The following is an 18266-nucleotide window of genomic DNA, read 5'->3' on the forward strand; positions in this document are numbered from 1 at the left end:
CATTTTTTTAAGTGCCCATTGAAGTGCCCATCAGGATCTTGACTGCGAAAATAGGAATTCTAATTAGAAGTGCTAACTATATGATTTCAAGGGGAATTAATTGGTCGGGACGGAAGGATTTGAACCTTCGACCACTAGCACCCCATGCTAGTACGCTACCAGGCTGCGCTACGCCCCGAACTTGTGGGCAATAGTATCGTTTCCTGGCTGAGAAGACAAGGGGTTTGTGGAGGAAATTGTTCCCGGATTGAGGTGGGGCCTCATCCGGGCTTTTTTTAGCGGGATTGCAGGTATCTGGCTGCATCTTTCGCGAAATACGAGATAATCAGGTCGGCTCCGGCGCGTTTGATGGCGGTGAGGCTTTCCAGCATGGCCTGTTCTTCGTTGATCAGGCCCTGGGTGGCGGCGTATTTTATCATGGCGTATTCGCCGCTTACCTGGTAGGCGCAGAGGGGGACTTCGGGGTGGGTCTGTTTGAGGCGGTAGATGATGTCGAGGTAGTTCATGGCGGGTTTAACCATGATGAGGTCGGCGCCTTCCTGAATGTCCAGGGCTGCTTCGCGCAGGGCTTCGTGGCTGTTGGCGGGGTTCATCTGGTAGCTTTTTCTGTCGCCGAACTGAGGCGCTCCCTGGGCGGCTTCGCGGAAGGGGCCGTAGAGGCAGGAGCTGTATTTAACTGCGTAGCTGAGGATGGCGGTGTTGTGGAATCCGGCATCATCGAGGGCCTGACGGATGGCCGTTACCATGCCGTCGGTCATGCTGCTGGGAGCTATCCAGTCAGCACCGGCGCGGGCGTGGCTGACGGCCTGCTGGCCGAGTAATGCCAGGGTTTTGTCGTTGTCGATTTGTTCGCCGCAGAGTACACCACAGTGGCCGTGATCGGTGTATTCGCAAAAACACAGGTCGGTGATGATGAGCATGTCGGGGTTGCATTGGCGAATGCGGCGGATGGCCTGCTGGATGATGCCGTCGTCACGCAGGGATGCGCTGCCGATGGCGTCTTTTTCGGCGGGCAGGCCAAACAGCAGCACGGCTGGTATGCCGAGCTCACTTAACTCCTTAATTTCCTGATCCAGAGCATTAAGGGGCAGCTGGTATTGGCCAGGCATGCTCTTAATGGCATTTTTTTCGCTATGGCATTCACTGATGAACAAGGGCGCGATGAATTGCTGGGGATGCAGGCGGGTTTCCTGAACCATGGCGCGGGCAGCAGCTGTCTGGCGCAGGCGTTTGAGTCTCAGGGGCAGATTGTATGATGTCATGTTTACTCCTTTTGATGCGTGTATAACAAATCAATACCGCTGGCTGTGGTGCTGGCGTTGACCTGTATGCTGAAAAATTTGTTGAGCAGATAGCTCAGGGTGAATACGTTGCTGTCGTTTTGCGATAAGCCTACGTTATAGCTGACGTACATGCGTTTAGACAAGGATTTGCCGATAACCACGGTGGTGCGGTCGGTGCTTTGGTTTGTTTTCTGGTTGTATTGGGTATTATTGGCCAGATTGAAGTCAATGCCCAGCTTTTGTTTCAGCTGCCCCAGCAATTGCGTGCCGCCACTGCCGGAATCGAGGTTCAGCGCAGACACCGCCGTCAGCAGGAGCTGTCCGCCGGCCTGGCTGGCCTGGCTGGCGGGCTTGCCGAGCAGCAGCATGGACAGGATGTCGGCCTGTGACAGGCTGGATGGCACGGAAAAGAGCCGCACTATTGGCTTGCTGAGGCGGCCATTGACTTCGATGCCGACGGTCACTTTGCCGCCAAAATCAAGCGATTGGGCGTTGTTGGAATTAAAATTGAACAGCTGGCTGCGTTCGGCCAGGCTGTTGGAGGTGCTTTTAAACTGTCGGGTGGCGCGCACGCGAATGCCGGGATTTTCAATCAGGCCGCCAGTGAACAGCAGTTGCCCCTGTTCAATTTTAAGATCCTGACCGTAAGCGCGGTATTTTCCCTCACGAATGCTCAATTCACCAGCGGCGGTCAGTGGCCCAAGAGGCGCCTGCTGGACACGTACGCCACCGGCCAGCATTCCCTCCAGGCCTTTGACGCTCAGCGCAACATCATCACCCATGAGCACTTGAACATCGGTGTCGATGTTATATGGATTAGGCGGGGGACTGGCTTTGCTGACAAACACCACGTCGTCGCTCAGGCTGGCCGTTTCCGTAAAGACGCGGGGTTTGATCAAGGCTTTGGGTACCAGCAGCTGGCCGCGCATTTTCAAGGATGATGGAGCAAATTCGAAGGTCAGTTTTGGGCTGACGTTGATGGCGTATTCCACGGTGTTCATGACGGGAATCATATCACCCTGAATGGATAGCAGGCCTTTGACCACCGGGAAAAAATCGCCTGAACCGTTGATATTCAGCGGATGGCCGTTGGAAACGAGGCTGCTTTTCAGGGTCCATTGATTTGCCTTGCTGTGCAGATTGAATTGAATTGGATTCAGGTTAATGCCCATTTTGGGCAGCGAGAGAGCTGCCTGCAGCAGTTTGATGTCGCCTTCTATGTTCGTTTTCTTAAGCGTTCCACTGAGTTTGATGATGGCCTGCAGTCTGCCCTGCACCTCGTTTATAGAGGGCTCCAGTTCTTTAATCAAGGCCAGCGAGTTGAAATCAAAGCGAATCTGGCCGCGAATTGCCTGTCTGGCAGGATTGATGGTTGCCAGCTGGAAGGAGGGCAGGTTAACCGACAGTTGAGCCGTTTGGTCTTTGCTTATACTCAGTTGAGAAAGGACGTCGAGGCCTTTGGGGCTCAGATTTGCCTTAAGCTGCCCACCTTCAAAAAGAATCTTCATCGCATTGGGTAGTTCGTACTGACCGCCGCTGACGGTGATGTTCAGCTGACCGGTCTGTAAATCATGGAGCCTGCCTTTGGCAAGGACGCTGGTTTTCAGGGCAGCGAGAGCGGGATGCAGCAAAGACAGATTGTTCAGGCGTGCCGACAGATCGATTTTAGCGGGCAGCTGGCCATCGATCTGCAGCTGATTGGTTCCCAGACTGGCGCTGGCGTGAAACTGCTGCTGGCTGTAATTCACGCTGGCGGTGAGTGGGCTTTCGTTATAACGAGTTTTGATGCGCGAATAAAGCGTGAAGCTGGCGGCATCGTGACCACTGGCCTGGCCATCCACAACTATGGTTTTGAAAGGAAAAGCCGCATCGTCAGTATTCAATTCAGCCTGGAAGAGGGTGCCACCGCTCAGGCTGCCTTTGAGGCGAAACGAAGCCAGTTGTCCGTTGAGATGGTAACGCGTCCAGTCGCCGGTTAATTTGAACTCACCGGTCTGTGACGGGCTTTTGATGTTCAGCGTGGCATTCACTGGGAGACCAGCCGATCGCTGTGCCACAGTCTGGAGGGTGATTTGCTGGCCGGCATAAACGGCGTTCAGATGATCTATCTGCAGCCTGTCCTGAGTCGCCTGCCCCCGGACAGTCACTGCCTGAATTTCTTTGTCAGCAAGGCGCAGTCTGGCGATCGTCAGCTGGTCGATGGTCACTTGTTTATGAATCAAATCGCGCAAATGCCAGCGCAAATCGAGCTGATTCATGCTCAGCGTTGTGCCTTTGTCGGTGTAATCCAGCCGCTCAATCGTGAACTGATCGGCCAGGCGTCCGTTCAAGCCGCTTATGCTCAGCTTTCCGGGTAAAAACAGAGCGGCCAGTTTCAGTGACAGATAAAGACCCGGGGTGGTCGTAGCCAGGAAACCTGCGAAGCCAACCAGCAGGACAAACAGGATGAGCAGTCCATAGATGGCTTGTTTGATGGCTAAACGCAGTATACGCATATCAGAGATCCGGCCCCATATTAATAACCAGTCGCGGTGAGCTGTTGTTGAGGCGCTGGAAGTGGTTGTTCACCGGCTGGGCCACACCAATTTTGATCGGGCCTACCGGAGATACCCACATCAGACCCACGCCAACATCGCGCTGCAGCGATTTCACGCTGGGCATATAGACATCGCCCGCGTCAAAAAAACCAACCAGATACCAGTTGTCACGCGTTTCCTTTTGCACTTCAAAGCCACCATAGGTGAGAATTTTTCCTGGCCCGATGGAATTATAACTGTAGCCTTTCATGTTGTCTGCACCACCTAGTAACAGGGCCAGCGACAGAGGCAGCTGGTTAACGTTGTTAACCTGGGTTGCGCCCTGGATGCCATGCAGATACAGACGGGTACGGATGGGCTCGAAGGTAACAGCCGCTCTGGCATCAATAGAGGCCTGGGCAAAGTTTGTCTGCGACAGCAGCGCTTTGTTAGCGACAAGGCCATTGATATTGACCTTGTAGCCATTGGGCGAAAACAGTTGTTCTGATTTGCTCAGCCAGGTTAATGAGGCTTTGGGAAACAGGGAAAAATTATCCTGTCGTGGCTCGTAGCTGTAGTTGAATCGTTCATAAAGGCTGTTCAAGGACAAAACCCGCTGAAAGTGGGGCAGGTTATGCCGCTGCGCCACGGACAGAGACACCGAGTTACTGTTACCACTGTTGTAATGCAGGTTAGATACACCGCCAAGAATTTCAACCTGGTCTATCAATGGGTTTTTGCCGGGAATGATATATTGCCCCTGCAGACTGTTTTCAGTCATAGAACCCAATGCGACAAGATTGAATTTATGCCCGGCGCGATTGACCGGTACCACCTGAACGCCCAGCCGTCCGCGGGGTCCGGTGTCGGTGCCGTATCCAATGCCCAGGGTGTAATTAACGCGTGATGCCTGTTGCAGGCGAACATTCAGGGGAACGCTGCTGCCGTTTTTGTCTTCGGGCTCAATAATAACTGATTTAAAATAACCGCTGCTGCTTAGTGCGTTATTAAACTCAAGAATTTTCTCGCTGGAATAGGGCTGACCGTATTCAAAGGGAATATAGCGACGCAACACATCGGGAGAAATATAGGTTGGATCAAAGCGTACCTGACCAAAATAATAACGTGGCCCGGTATTCAGCTGCAGGGTAATGGACGAGGTGTAGGCCGCCTGATCGATCAGAATTTCAGCCTTGTCGAAGCCGGCATGCAGATAGCCTTGATGTTCGGCGGCATCCATCAGACTTTGCTTGGCATCCTCATAGCGGCGGCTGATCAGCGGGTCGCCCTGTTTCAGGGGAAACTGACGCAGGGCCTGACGGATGATGGCATCGTCCTGCCCATCGCCGATAACGCTCAGCTTCAGCTGTGTGACCAGCATCCGCGGCCCGGGATTAATGCGTACACTGAGTGCCTGACCGCGGCGGATGATTTGAATGGATGGCCGGAAATAGCCATAAGGATACATGGCCTTGGCGATGAACTGGTTCAGCTCCTCGTCTGTCTCGCTGGTCAGTGGACGATTCTGCGCCAGCTCCTGCAGGCGTGCCTGCACGTTGGCAAGCATTTTACCCTTGATGCCTGTGATCTGTGTGCTGTCGGTGATTTTTGCCCCCAGCAGCAGGGGCAGACACAACAGCAGAAAGAGCCGGCGCATGGTCATCAGGCCGGCTCTCCAGCGAGCATGTCTTTCAAATGATAAATCAAATCAAGTGCTTCGCGGGCGCTCAGGGTGTCGGCGTCCACCGCGGCAAGCCGGCTGATAATGGGCGACCTGGCGGGGATGGCAGCAGGTGCCGGCAGAGCAGGGGTGATGTCGGGTATCAGGCTCTGCTGCTCATGCTGCTGCAAATGCTGTTTTGCCAGGTGCAGCACATCGGCGGGGATACCGGCCAGCTCAGCCACTTCCAGACCATAGCTGCGGCTGGCCTGTCCTTCTTCAACACGATACAGAAATACGATTTTGCCGGTGGCAATCGTCGCCTGCAGATGCCGGTTGCGAATAGCGGGATAACGCTGTGGCAGAGCAGTCAATTCGAAATAATGGGTTGAAAACAGGGTATAGGCTTTAATACGCTCAGCAAGGTAAACAGCCGTGGCATAGGCCAGTGCCATACCGTCGTAGGTGCTGGTTCCGCGGCCGATTTCGTCGATGAGCACCAGACTGTGGCGGGTCGCCTGACGTAAGATGCTGGCGGTTTCCGTCATTTCAACCATGAAGGTGGAGCGGCCCGATGCCAGATCATCGCTGGCACCTATGCGGGTAAATATTTTATCTACCGGGCCAATGCGTGCCGAGCGGGCTGGAACGTAACTGCCTAAATGAGCCAGAAGCACAATCAACGCATTTTGACGCATGTAGGTGGATTTTCCTCCCATATTCGGGCCGGTTATCAGCAGAATATTCTGTCCGGGCTGCAGACTCAGGCTGTTGGCAATGAAGCGTTCCTGCAGGATCTGCTCAATTACGGGGTGGCGGCCATCCTCTATTTCGATGGTGTCGTCCTCGACCAGCGTTGGACAGCACCAGTTCAGGCTGCGGGCGCGCTCAGCAAAACTGGCCAGCACGTCCAGCTGCGCCAGGGCGTCGCTCAGGGCGCTTAATACGGGTAAATGTTCTAACAACTCGGTGAGCAGACACTCATACAGCCATTTTTCCCGGGCCAGTGCCTTGACCTGAGCCGACAGCACTTTTTCTTCAAACTGCTTTAAATCGGGTGTGATGTAGCGCTCCACGTTTTTCAGGGTTTGTTTGCGCTGATAGTCGGCCGGTGCCTTGTCAGCCTGAGCACGCGACAGCTCAATGAAATAGCCCTGCACCCGGTTGTAGCTGATTTTCAGTGTTGACAGGCCTGTGCGTTCTTTCTCACGCGCTTCCAGATCCAGCAGCTTATCGTTGGCGTGGGTGCTTAAATCGCGCAGCTCATCCAGTTCTTCATCGAACCCATCGGCAATGACGCCTCCATCGCGGATGAGCATGGGTGGATTTTCAACCAGGGCCTGTTCCAGCAGTCTGTGCAAATCCGGTTGGGGTGTCATACGACCGGCCTGTTGTTTTATCAACGTACTTTGATTATTTTTCAAGACATCAGACAAGGCCGGAAGCAGGGCGAGACTGTGTTGCAGGTTTTTTAAATCACGGGGTCTCGCTGAGCGCAGGGCGATGCGGGTCAGGATGCGTTCGAGATCGCAGGCCTGACGCAGCAGAGTGTGGATTGCGTTGTCCTGACTGTTGCGTATCAGTTCTTCGATGGCCTGCTGGCGCTCCCGCAACAGGCTGCGCTGACGCAAAGGGCGACCCAGCCAGCGCTTCAGCAGACGGCTGCCCATCGGGTTGGCCGTGTTGTCGAGTACATCCAGCAGACTGTTATCGCGCCGCCCCTGATAGTTTTCAAATAATTCCAGATGCTTTTGCGTTGAGGCATCCAGCTGCAGGAAATCCTCGTCTTTTTCCAGCGTCATGTGTTTCAGATGCGGCAGACTCTGCTGTTGGGTATTCTGCAGGTAAAACAGCAGACAGCCTGCGGCGGGAAAGGCCATGGCATGTTCTTCTTCGCCCAGGCCATGCAGGCTGTGCACAGCAAACTGATCGCAGAGCAGCTGACGTGCACGCTGCGGGTCAAATTCCCAGGCCGGGCGCAGTTTGACCCGCTCCTGCCAGTCGCCGCTAATGGTCAGTTTTTTTTGCAGCAGTATTTCTGCCGGCTTCAGGCGGTTGATGGTGGATAGCAGCTGATTCTCATCAGCAACCGTCAATAAATGAAAGCGTCCGCCACTTAAATCAACCCAGGCCAGACCGTATTGCTCTTTGTGCGGATGAATGGCCAGCAGCAGGCTGTCCTGACGTGCATCCAGCAGGGCTTCATCGGTGACGGTTCCGGGGGTGATGATGCGTGTGACCTTGCGCTCGACAGGGCCTTTGCTGGTGGCCGGATCGCCGATTTGTTCGCAAATGGCCACCGACTCGCCTCGCTTCAGCAGGCGGGCCAGATAATTTTCAACCGCGTGATAAGGCACGCCGGCCATCGGAATAGGCTTGCCGGCTGATTGGCCACGATGGGTCAGGGTAAGATCGAGTAATCTGGCTGCACGCCGGGCATCATCAAAAAACAGCTCATAAAAATCACCCATGCGATACAGCAGGAGCATATCCGGATGTTCGGATTTGATTCGCAGGTATTGTTGCATCATGGGGGTGTGGGCAGCAGACATGAAAAGTAACCGTTAGAAATAATGCGCCGATTCTAGCAAATACGCGGGCTATTGAACAATTTTTATGGGTATCTTGTCGGGTTGCCTGGGTAGCAATAAATAACTGAATGAATAACTGATGGATAATAAAACGGCGCTACAGAGCGTAGGCGCCGTCTGGTGAGGTTTTTAACGAAGGGAGCCATGAGAGAATGAACCGTTTTGGCTGGCCTCTTCATATGCTTTCAGATAGGCTTCTTTCGTTTCATTATCCTGGAAAGCATCCAGATTAGTCCAGTAGTCTATTAAACGCAATCCTCCCGCTGCCTCTCTTATCGCCTTTGTTGTATCTCCCAGAAAAGCTTTTTGCCTGTCTGTCAGGCTGGCATAGCTGGTGTCTCTCGGAGAACTGGCACGAGCCTGTACGAAGAAGCCTTGATGGGCTGAACCGGGGTTAACGGGTTGGGAGGAAGCAGCAACCGGGCGGGGCTCAGCTGGTTGGATGCTCGAGTGGGCATGAGCCTTAAAGTACTCCTCTGTGAATGCTGTAATTGCCTCAGGTCCCATTATATCCATCATTTCCTGAGTGGAAGAAAATCCTATTTCAACCGCTTTGGCAAAGAGAAAATCAGTTACAGTTTCCTCAGGCGCTGCCGTACGGGCTGGTTCTGCGCTCACAGATGCAGGGCTGGGTTCACTGACATGCGAAGCGCGTGGAACAGAAGACTGAACATGTCTGGCAGCCCTGGCATCCAGCAGGACTTGATGAACAGCGTCCGCCAGTGTCTCGCCGGGAGTTGAGTTGGAAACCACAATGCCACGATAGCCTTCATTCCGACTGGCGTTAATGATAGGCACGCCATCATCGAGAACAACATGCTGACTTCTTGACGCAGCGTCCGGGCCAATGCTTAGCGCGGCTTCAAGCGCTCTGCGCACCGACGCTTTACCTGATTGTGAATCGGCTCCATAGGTAGCAACGCGAACGTCGCCAACCTGTTTTATCTCCGGATCGGTACTGGGAGTAAAAGGGTATTCACTATCATTAAGAACAGCCATTGCGTGCAGAGGGGGGCAAGGTAGTTGGTTGTCCTCACAAAGCTCGCGGAGTTTAGCATATTCGTCGAACTGATCCTTTTCTACATTTGCTGAATGAAAGGCAAAGCGATATCCATGTTCATTTATCAGCTCATTGAGATCCATAATGAACTGCCTGCCCTTGGGCATGGCCTTAATTCCCGCCTCTCGGTTACGGTAAACCAGATCGTCCGGCTGGATTCGTAATTGTTCACGTACTGCGGCAGGATAGGCGGCCAGCTCTCTCTTTTCAAGACGTGGCGTACCATCCAGAACACCACCATGATCAACCATGATATAGTGAGGTTGCTCCTGGGGTGTAACCGGCACGGAAGACGCTGCATGGGAGTTTTGTGAAGGCTCACTTGGAGAAACATTGAGCGCGGCGGCTTCCGCAGTATTTCCATGGGTCATTTCGTTCAAATGGGCTTCGATCAAATTCTGTACATGGGCTATTAATTTCCCATCGGTTACGCTGGTGCTGACCAGTCTGTCCCGTGTGTTTAAATAAGTCAGAACCATGTTTTCAAATGACAGAGTTCCTGGAACTTCAACCGGCAGCCTTGTAATTTGAGCCAGTTTTTTCAAAAGCGCCTGCAGTTCAGGGATAGCCTGATCAAGCTCTAACGGCAATTCGTCATCGATAGCAGATTGAATCGCGGCATCAAATGCTGGGCAGGATATCTCCCTGCCTGGGGCAGAGCCTGAGCCTGAACTTGAACTTGTGCCTGATTGGGCAGTCAGTGTTCCAACCATTGCACGAGCTGCAGGATGGATAGATCTGAGTAATTCCTGATGTTTTTCCTGATATTTTTTAGAAAAACGGACGCTTGGTACCGGGTTCTGTATAACCGTTAAATCAGCGCTGTCTGACATGGGGATTGCGGCTATTAACGTATGAATGTTGATACCAGATTCGAATGCTTCAAAGGACAATTCGTTCCCGCTATATTGCTTCATAGAGCCACTGGCCGGTTGATATTTTCTATCCGCTTCACTAACAGTAAGATACTGTTCCACATAAGTATTGGGCACACAGGTCAAGGCAAGATATGCCTTACGTTTATTTCCTTTGTCTCTCAATCTGACCTGAAGTGATTGCAGAGCGTCTTCCAGAGATTCAGAGCCGACGAAGCCATAGGTTTTGGTTGGATAATTGGTGTCATCTTCTTCAAAATAGTTGACTGTCCATAACAAGGTAGTGTCGCTTTCAAATCGATCAGGATCCGTAATAACAGGGTCAAAGCTCTGTGGTATTGTTTTAATGATATGAGGGGAGCCTTCCTTCGCTAGATTGTAATGGCCAACTGTCAGGTGGTCTCTCATGAGTTTTCCAGCAAAGACCATTCGACATTCTGATGCGTGAAATTCACGATTGCCAGCCTCAATTCTTTTCTTGAGTTCGCCAATCGTCGTGCTGTTGTCTGCTTCAACGGCCAATGCTTTACCAGTGAGCGTACGAACGAATAATAACATCAGTTTTACTCCGGTTTAAGATTATTAACACGGTTGATTCTATCTGAACTTAATTAAGGGAGTATTAAGTCGGGAACGAATTGTGTTATATTTGAACTAATAGTTTTTAACACTTTCCCGGGCGTAACAGGCTCCCGCTCAAAGAACAACAGTCTTCCCCGCGAAGGCGGGAATCCATGCTCACAGTGGAACAGAAGTAATCACAAGGATAGAGCCCCGCCTTCGCGGGGAAGACAAATTCAGTGAAATATAAGCGATATATGGTCATAATAAAGCCATGAGCGGAGTGCCGGTTACGCCCCGTGCGCCAAGACAAGTCTAACTTATCCCGGCGCACGGGGAGTTACAATAAAACAAATTATAAAGAAATATCTGATAAGTCCTTCACTTACCGTTAAATTTTGTTAGACTAACACTTGGTGCAACCATCATGATGATAAACTACGGAGATAATAATGAAACGATTGGCCCTTTTAGTAGTCACAGCAGTTATGGCTCTGGTGCTGTCTGCCTGCGGTGATAATGCCGAGAAGAAAGTGGAAGGTCAGGCTGCTGCCCAGACAGAAGAAAGCAACACGCAGCTCGATAACGCTAACAAAGACGTCAACAAGGAATTGAACGACTCTTCTGACGCGACAACAACACCGGCTGCCAGCGAAGCGGCTCCTGCTGCTCCTTCATCTGAAGCGGCCCCTGCTGCGGAAGCCGCTCCTGCTCCTGCCGAAGCCGCTCCTGCTGCTGACAAACCAGCCGAGTAAGTTTCTGCTACGCATTCTGACCCGCCTGATGGCGGGTTTTTTTTATCTTGAATAATGGCATGATTCCCGTTTGCTGCTCGAACGCTTCTGTGGGATAATTCGGCCTTCGCATACTAAATACGAGATGGATAAGACAATGGAAGACAATAAGCAGAAAGCACTGAGCGCAGCCCTGGTTCAAATTGAGCGTCAGTTTGGCAAAGGTTCTGTCATGCGCCTGGGCGACAGTTCGGTTTCGCGTGACATTGAAGGTATCTCAACCGGTTCTCTGGGGCTTGATATTGCGCTGGGTATTGGTGGTTTGCCAAAAGGGCGAATCGTTGAAATTTACGGCCCTGAATCATCAGGTAAGACAACCCTGACCCTGCAGGTTATTGCGGAATGTCAGAAAGCCGGTGGAACAGCAGCCTTCGTTGACGCTGAACATGCGCTTGACCCCAGCTACGCGGCCAAACTGGGCGTTAATGTAGATGATCTCCTCGTATCACAGCCCGATACCGGCGAACAGGCTCTGGAAATTACCGACATGCTGGTTCGCTCTGCTGCCGTAGACGTCGTGGTTATTGACTCTGTAGCTGCACTGACACCCAAGGCTGAAATTGAAGGCGAAATGGGCGATCATCACGTTGGTCTGCAGGCTCGGCTCATGTCTCAGGCGCTGCGTAAACTGACCGCGAATATCAAGCGTACCAACACCCTCGTTATCTTCATCAACCAGATCCGCATGAAAATCGGCGTGATGTTTGGCAACCCGGAAACCACAACCGGCGGTAACGCCCTGAAGTTTTACGCGTCTGTCCGTCTGGATATTCGTCGCGTCGGCTCCATCAAGAAAGGCGACGAAGTGATGGGTAGCGAAACCCGGGTTAAAGTCGTTAAAAATAAAGTAGCACCTCCTTTCCGCACCACGGATTTTGATATTCTGTACAACGAAGGTATTTCACGTGAAAGCGAAATCATCAATCTGGGTACACAGCTTGGCCTGATTGAAAAATCGGGTGCCTGGTACAGCTACAAGCAGGAAAAAATTGGTCAGGGCAAGGACAATGTCCGCCAGTACCTGAAAGAGCATCCAGACGTTTCTGCTGTGCTGGAAAAACAGATCCGCGCTGAGCTGCTGGATAAAAAAATGCCATTAGTGGCAGAGCCGGCAGACCTGGCTGAGTCACTGGATGACTAAAGCATTAGACTGTGCCCTGCGTCTGCTGGTCAGACGCGAGCACGGTATGCGTGAATTAAGCGGCAAGCTGCTGCGCAAAGGCTTTGACAAGGCAGACTGCGACGAGGCCGTCAGAGAGTGCCAGCGACTGGGCTACCAAAGCGATGAGCGCTTTGTTGACATGTTTTGTTCTGCCAGAATCCGTCAGGGCTACGGGCCCGTGCGAATCCGTCAGGAACTGCAGGCCCGGCAGATTGATCAGGACCTGATTGACGCCGCTCTGGCACAGCAGGATGGGCAATGGGAAGAGCATGCCCTGGCCGTCTGGCAAAAGAAGTACAGACACTGCGTTGGTTCCGATTATATCGAGCGACAAAAACAACAACAGTTCCTCATGTATCGTGGCTTTTATGCCGAGACGATTACGAGGCTGCTGGCTTCGATCAAAACCAGGATCGAGCCAGAATTCCGTGGATGAGGCCTTGCCCTGGCAGGCTCAACGATATTAACCAGACAATGAAGCATTAAACCTATGAAAAGTTCAGAAATCAGACAGGCGTTTTTCGATTATTTCATGCAGAAAAATCACCATTTGGTCGAGTCCAGTTCCCTGATTCCGGGCAACGATCCTACCTTGCTGTTCACCAACGCCGGCATGGTGCAGTTTAAGGAAACCTTTTTAGGTGTTGAGCATCGGCCTTATGCCCGTGCGGTGAGCTCACAGCGCTGTGTGCGTGCCGGAGGTAAACACAATGATCTGGAGAACGTAGGTTATACAGCACGTCATCACACGTTTTTTGAAATGCTGGGCAATTTCAGTTTTGGTGATTACTTCAAGCGTGACGCCATTTTTTTTGCCTGGGAATTTTTGACTCAGGTTTTAAAATTACCGACGGATAAACTATGGGTTACGGTTTATCTCGATGATGATGAAGCCGCGGACATCTGGCTGAAGGAAGTCGGCGTATCGCCCGAGCGTTTTTCGCGCTGCGGTGAAGCCGATAACTTCTGGTCCATGGGCGATACCGGTCCCTGTGGTCCCTGTACAGAGATTTTTTACGATCACGGTGCCGATATTCCCGGCGGCCCGCCAGGCAGTCCAGATGCCGATGGTGATCGTTATATCGAAATCTGGAATCTGGTTTTCATGCAGTTTAACCGCGACAAGGCCGGAACCCTGCATCCTCTGCCCAAACCCTCTGTAGACACAGGAATGGGGCTGGAGCGGATTGCCGCAGTGGTTCAGGGCGTTCATAACAATTATGAAATCGACAGCTTTCAGTACATTATCCGCGCCATTCTGGCTCTGGCGCCTGAAAAAAACATTGACCCGACCCATCCTTCGTTAAAAGTGATAGCCGATCACATTCGCGCCTGTTCGTTTTTAATTGCCGATGGTGTGGTTCCGGGTAACGAGGGACGTGGTTACGTATTGCGCCGTATTGTCCGTCGTGCCGTGCGTCACGGGAATAAGCTGGGTTTGCCCACGCCGTTTTTTAATCGGCTGGTCGAGCCACTGGCAGCTATTATGGGCGACGCCTACCCCGAGCTGAACGATCGCCGTCAGGCAATTGAGCGCGTGCTGGAGCAGGAAGAAAACCAGTTTGCCCGGACACTGGAGCAAGGCCTGAAACTGTTGCAGGAACAAATGAAATCCATGCAGGGCAACGAGATTGCCGGAGAAGTGGCCTTTAAACTCTATGACACCTATGGTTTTCCACTGGATTTAACTCAGGACATCGCGCGTGAACATGGTTTGAGCGTAGATCTGGATGGCTTTAAGCAAAGCATGCAGCACCAGCGTGAGTTGTCGCAATCAGCCAGCCAGTTTTCAGTTGACTACTCAACAACAAGTTCCCTGACGGAAACCTCTCAGTTTGAAGGCTATCATGCGGATGAAAGCCAGAGCAGCGTAGTCGCCTTGCTGGCAGATGGCAGGAAAGTGGATACGCTTGAGGTCGGAATGACAGGCGCTGTGGTGCTCCTGAATACGCCATTCTACGCAGAAAGCGGTGGCCAGGTTGGTGATACCGGGCAACTGGTGGGTAAAGAGAGCCTGTTCGAGGTCACGGACACGCAACGCGTTGGCCAGGCAATTGTGCATCATGGCAGGGTAGTAAAAGGCAGGTTGAGTCTTGGCCTGGATGTAAACGCGCGCATTGACACAGCGCGTCGTGCCGCCATCCGTCTTAACCACACGGCCACGCACTTGCTGCACGCCGCCTTGAAGCAGGTACTGGGAGCACATGTACAGCAGAAGGGATCGCTGGTGAACGCGGACAGGGCACGCTTTGATTTTTCTCACCACGAAGCACTGAACCACGAGCAGTGGCAGCGTATTGAGTCGCTGGTAAATGAGCAGATTCGTCTGAACGAGCCTGTTGTGACTGAGATCAAATCGATGGACGAAGCGCGCAAGAGCGGGGCGGTAGCTCTGTTTGGCGAAAAATATGGCGATGAGGTGCGTGTTCTGTCGATGGGTGATTTTTCCATGGAATTGTGCGGTGGTACGCATGCGACCAGAACGGGTGACATCGGCTTGTTTAAAATCGTTGCGGAATACGGTATCGCGAGTGGCGTCAGACGTATTGAATTATGCACCGGCTCTGCGGCCCTCGACTGGTTGAATCAGCAATTGGCTCTGCTGGATGACGTGAGCAGGCAGTTAAAAACAAACCCGGATCTGATCAGTGAAAAACTGTCACAGATATTGCATGAAGCAAAACAACAGGAAAAGGAATTACAGCGTCTGCAGGCCAAAATGGCCGCAAAATCAGGTAATGATCTCATCGCCGAAGCCGAGCGTATTGGCGATGTGAATCTGTTGATTAAGCGATTGGATGGCACCGATAACCAGGCGTTGCGTTTGACTCTGGACCAGCTGAAAAGTTCGATGGAAAATGCGGTTATTGTGTTGTTTACCGTTGAACAACAGAAGATGAACGTGATTGCCGGGGTCAGCAAATCAATCATCGGCCGCGCACCATCGGCCGCGGCACTGGTGAAGCTGTTATGCGGAAAGGGCGGTGGTCGCGATGATATGGCACAGGGCGGTGGCGCCGTACCGGATGATCTGGATGCCCGTATTGAGGCTGTACGGCAGATGGTTAAAGACGCGTAATGGATGCTGAATAGAAGTTCCCAAACAAAAGGAGTTGAAGATGAGTTTTTTAAACGAGTTCAAGCAGTTTGCCCTGCGGGGTAACGTTGTTGATTTGGCTGTAGCGGTTGTCATAGGTGCCGCTTTCAGCAAAATCGTATCTTCGCTGGTCGATGGCATCATCATGCCTCTAATAGGTCTGATGCTGGGCGGTATCGACATAGCCGATAAATCCATTACCATTGGAAAAGCTGTTGTCAGATGGGGAATGTTCCTACAGACCGTCATCGATTTCACGCTGATTGCCTTCGCCATTTTTGTGGCCGTCAAATTCATTAATCTGTTGCAAAAGAAGCAGGAAGAACAGCCGGCGCCATTGACCATGGAAGAAAAAACGCTGATCGAAATACGGGACTTACTGCAGGTGAAGAAATAAGGCTAAAAATGTACTATAATTGAACATACAACACCAGTCGATAAGGATATATATCATGCCCGGTTTACTGAATCTGATTGCGATTATTGTGATATTCGGGGTGTTAATGTGGTTGATTAATGCTTTTATTCCCATGCCAGGCGCGATAAAAAGCCTGTTGAATATAGTGGTTTTGATTGTTTTGATTATTTACGTCCTGCAGTTTTTTGCCTTGATTAAACCGATTTTGCCAATGTTGAATATCTTCCGATAGGGTTGGCAGAATGACAACACGTAGCCCGGATTAGCGCCAGCGTAATCCGGGAAACAGGCTCATCCCTACCATGGCGACAGTGTGAGCCACCAGCGATCCTCTCGAAACTCTTCATGCAACAACCCGCTCACCTGCTCTTGCTGCAGGGCGAGCCGATAGGGTGCACTGGCATCGGACTGATAGGTCCCAGGCTTAAGCTGGATCAGGGTCTCTGGCTTGATCAATCGACCATCCAGCCTTATTTCTTCTTGAGACTGCACACGATACGACCCGGCGAATTTGACCTTAACGGCCTGCTGCCCGGCATCAACGCGTGGAGTGTATAGATAAATACTGCTCCAGAAGTGCTGGTATTGCGAATCGAGGAATTGATGCAGGGCGAGTGGTATGTAATGCAGGCGATTGTTGTCGACGTAGAATTTGATGGGTGTGTTTTTGATGGACTCAATCAACTGCGGCACGGTGGCTGGCGTGAAATACAGCGATCGCAGGGATAAAATCGCGTGCAGCTTGTCATCAGGCTGATACATATAATCGACGGCGGGTCCGACGAGATGCTCAAGTCCCGGCACGCTTTGATTCACCGTTGGCAGCAGGGGAACGCCAGCGACGTAACTGTCCCCCTTGTCCAGCAGGGCTGTTATCACCGGCAGCATGGATCGTTGATAGCTTCCGTTTAAACCTGGCAACACCGTCATCATTCGGAATGCTGACCAGATTAACACGGAGAACATCAAAAAAAAGCCGAGATAAGACCTCCACACTGTTTTGACAGGGTGCATCTCGAGGCTTGTAAAAAAGCTGGAAAAGAGAATCAGCAGCGCAGGAAAAGTTGCCATCGGCGTGTAGGCAAAGGGTTGTTTAATGCGCAGCGTAAAAAATAAAATAACCAGAACATAGGTCAGGGTAAACAGCCTGTTGTCTGCTGGCAGGGCTGCGAGGCCTGTCAGGGCTATCAGACATAAGGCTATGATCCCGAGATTGTTAATCACAAGAAAGGCGTGATATTTGCCAATCTGCGGCTGATACCAGTCTATGTTGCTGAGAAACCAGGGTTCGTAAAACAGGCTGTCGAGAACGGTAGGATAGTCTGACAGAGCCGACCAGAACAGGATGTACGCCAACAGAATGGTAAGTGCGGAAAGATTAAAGTGGAGGATGTGCCTGGCCATGTTTTTACTTCGATCCTGAAAGATAAAGCACAGCAGCAAGGCGGCATCACTTGCCAGAATATACCAGACCGCTTTCTGGCAGACGAGAAAAGCAATGGCGATGGTAACGCCAGCCCGGATCATTTTTTTATCAAAAATAAACAGGGCACTGAACAGGCAGAGCCACCAGGAAAGGATATCGACCCGTATTTCTGAGGAGAACAGAAAGAAGGTAGGGCTGAACAGCAGGCAGAGCAGCCCAAAGAGAACGGCCTGCTCTGTGTAGAATTTTTTTAACTGAACGTATGCAAGAGCGATGAGGCTGTTGTTGATGAGGATGATCCAGATTTTGGTCCAGAACAGTGGCGCAATGGGGCCGTGTATCAGCAGCAGCGGAATAAGGAAAACGTAATAGCCCAGAACGGTTTTGTAGGGGTAAAAATCGCGATAGGGCAGAGAGTCTTTATATTGCAGAGTATGCCTGGTCAGCCAGAAATCGTCGATGGAATAGCTGGTGAAGGCAATGAACAGGCATTGAATAAACAGGTAAGTCAGGAGTATCAAAAGCAGAGGATTGCGCCAGAAAGGCTGATTGTTTTTTTGTGTTATCGTAGAGAACATCTCATCTCCCCTTGCACCAGACCGTAGTCCCGATGTTTCATTGTCTCACCGTACCGCTCCCTTCTCCCTTAACTGGGGCGTCGGGAGTCTGTTTTGTGCCAGACCGTAGTCCTGATGTTTCATTTTCACACCGTACCGCTCCCTTCTCCCTGTGTTTAGGGAGAAGGGCTGGGGATGAGGGTGAGGCTAAGTGATAACCGGGAGCCATATTATTAAGTTCATATAAAAAAAATAACGCTCGCTTC

12 protein-coding genes and 1 tRNA gene are annotated in these 18266 nt (G+C 51.7%); 6 read left to right on the top strand and 7 right to left on the bottom strand.

Annotation, left to right across the window (positions count from 1 at the left end; all coding sequences use genetic code 11):
* Positions 1-101 precede the first annotated feature (101 nt).
* From ACQUTA_RS10325 to ACQUTA_RS10350, 6 genes are all read right to left on the bottom strand, one after another.
* Positions 102-178: transfer RNA gene (locus ACQUTA_RS10325), tRNA-Pro, on the bottom strand.
* 97 nt (positions 179-275) lie between these two features.
* On the bottom strand, positions 276-1262 hold the full coding sequence (gene hemB, locus ACQUTA_RS10330) for a porphobilinogen synthase (RefSeq protein WP_444988167.1): 987 nt from the start codon (positions 1260-1262) through the stop codon (positions 276-278).
* Positions 1263-1264: 2 nt separating this feature from the next.
* Positions 1265-3778, bottom strand: coding sequence for a translocation/assembly module TamB domain-containing protein (locus ACQUTA_RS10335; protein ID WP_444988168.1), 2514 nt, complete (start codon positions 3776-3778; stop codon positions 1265-1267).
* A 1-nt stretch (position 3779) separates the two neighbouring features.
* Positions 3780-5462 (bottom strand): autotransporter assembly complex protein TamA, encoded by a 1683-nt coding sequence (locus ACQUTA_RS10340; protein ID WP_444988169.1) that lies wholly within the window; start codon positions 5460-5462, stop codon positions 3780-3782.
* On the bottom strand, positions 5462-8011 hold the full coding sequence (gene mutS / locus ACQUTA_RS10345; RefSeq protein ID WP_444988170.1) for a DNA mismatch repair protein MutS: 2550 nt from the start codon (positions 8009-8011) through the stop codon (positions 5462-5464). The genes ACQUTA_RS10340 and mutS overlap by 1 nt, the downstream gene beginning before the upstream one ends.
* A gap of 168 nt (positions 8012-8179) precedes the next feature.
* Positions 8180-10543 carry a ubiquitin-like protein gene (locus ACQUTA_RS10350; protein ID WP_444988171.1) on the bottom strand — a complete coding sequence of 788 codons (2364 nt, stop codon included), beginning with the start codon at positions 10541-10543 and terminating at the stop codon, positions 8180-8182.
* Between the two features lie 455 nt (positions 10544-10998).
* Between ACQUTA_RS10350 and ACQUTA_RS10355 the strand changes: the two genes are divergently transcribed.
* From ACQUTA_RS10355 to ACQUTA_RS10380, 6 genes are all read left to right on the top strand, one after another.
* Positions 10999-11301, top strand: coding sequence for a hypothetical protein (locus ACQUTA_RS10355; RefSeq protein WP_444988173.1), 303 nt, complete (start codon positions 10999-11001; stop codon positions 11299-11301).
* Between the two features lie 136 nt (positions 11302-11437).
* Positions 11438-12481 (top strand): recombinase RecA, encoded by a 1044-nt coding sequence (gene recA / locus ACQUTA_RS10360; RefSeq protein WP_444988174.1) that lies wholly within the window; start codon positions 11438-11440, stop codon positions 12479-12481.
* The gene (recX, locus tag ACQUTA_RS10365; protein WP_444988175.1) at positions 12474-12938 is read left to right on the top strand and encodes a recombination regulator RecX; all 465 of its coding nucleotides are present in this window, start codon (positions 12474-12476) and stop codon (positions 12936-12938) included. The genes recA and recX overlap by 8 nt, the downstream gene beginning before the upstream one ends.
* Positions 12939-12992: 54 nt before the next feature.
* Positions 12993-15581: an alanine--tRNA ligase gene (gene alaS, locus ACQUTA_RS10370; protein WP_444988176.1), complete on the top strand. Its 2589-nt coding sequence runs from the start codon at positions 12993-12995 to the stop codon at positions 15579-15581.
* Positions 15582-15621: 40 nt separating this feature from the next.
* Entirely contained in the window at positions 15622-15996 is a 375-nt protein-coding gene (mscL, locus tag ACQUTA_RS10375) for a large-conductance mechanosensitive channel protein MscL (RefSeq protein ID WP_444988177.1), read from the top strand.
* Positions 15997-16051: 55 nt separating this feature from the next.
* Positions 16052-16249 (top strand): Thivi_2564 family membrane protein, encoded by a 198-nt coding sequence (locus tag ACQUTA_RS10380; protein WP_444988178.1) that lies wholly within the window; start codon positions 16052-16054, stop codon positions 16247-16249.
* 65 nt (positions 16250-16314) lie between these two features.
* Here ACQUTA_RS10380 and ACQUTA_RS10385 read toward each other — a convergent pair whose 3' ends face one another.
* A complete protein-coding gene (locus ACQUTA_RS10385; RefSeq protein ID WP_444988179.1) occupies positions 16315-18021 on the bottom strand; it encodes a hypothetical protein in 1707 nt (568 codons plus the stop codon).
* Positions 18022-18266 lie beyond the last annotated feature (245 nt).

Source organism: Legionella navarrensis, assembly GCF_052527415.1.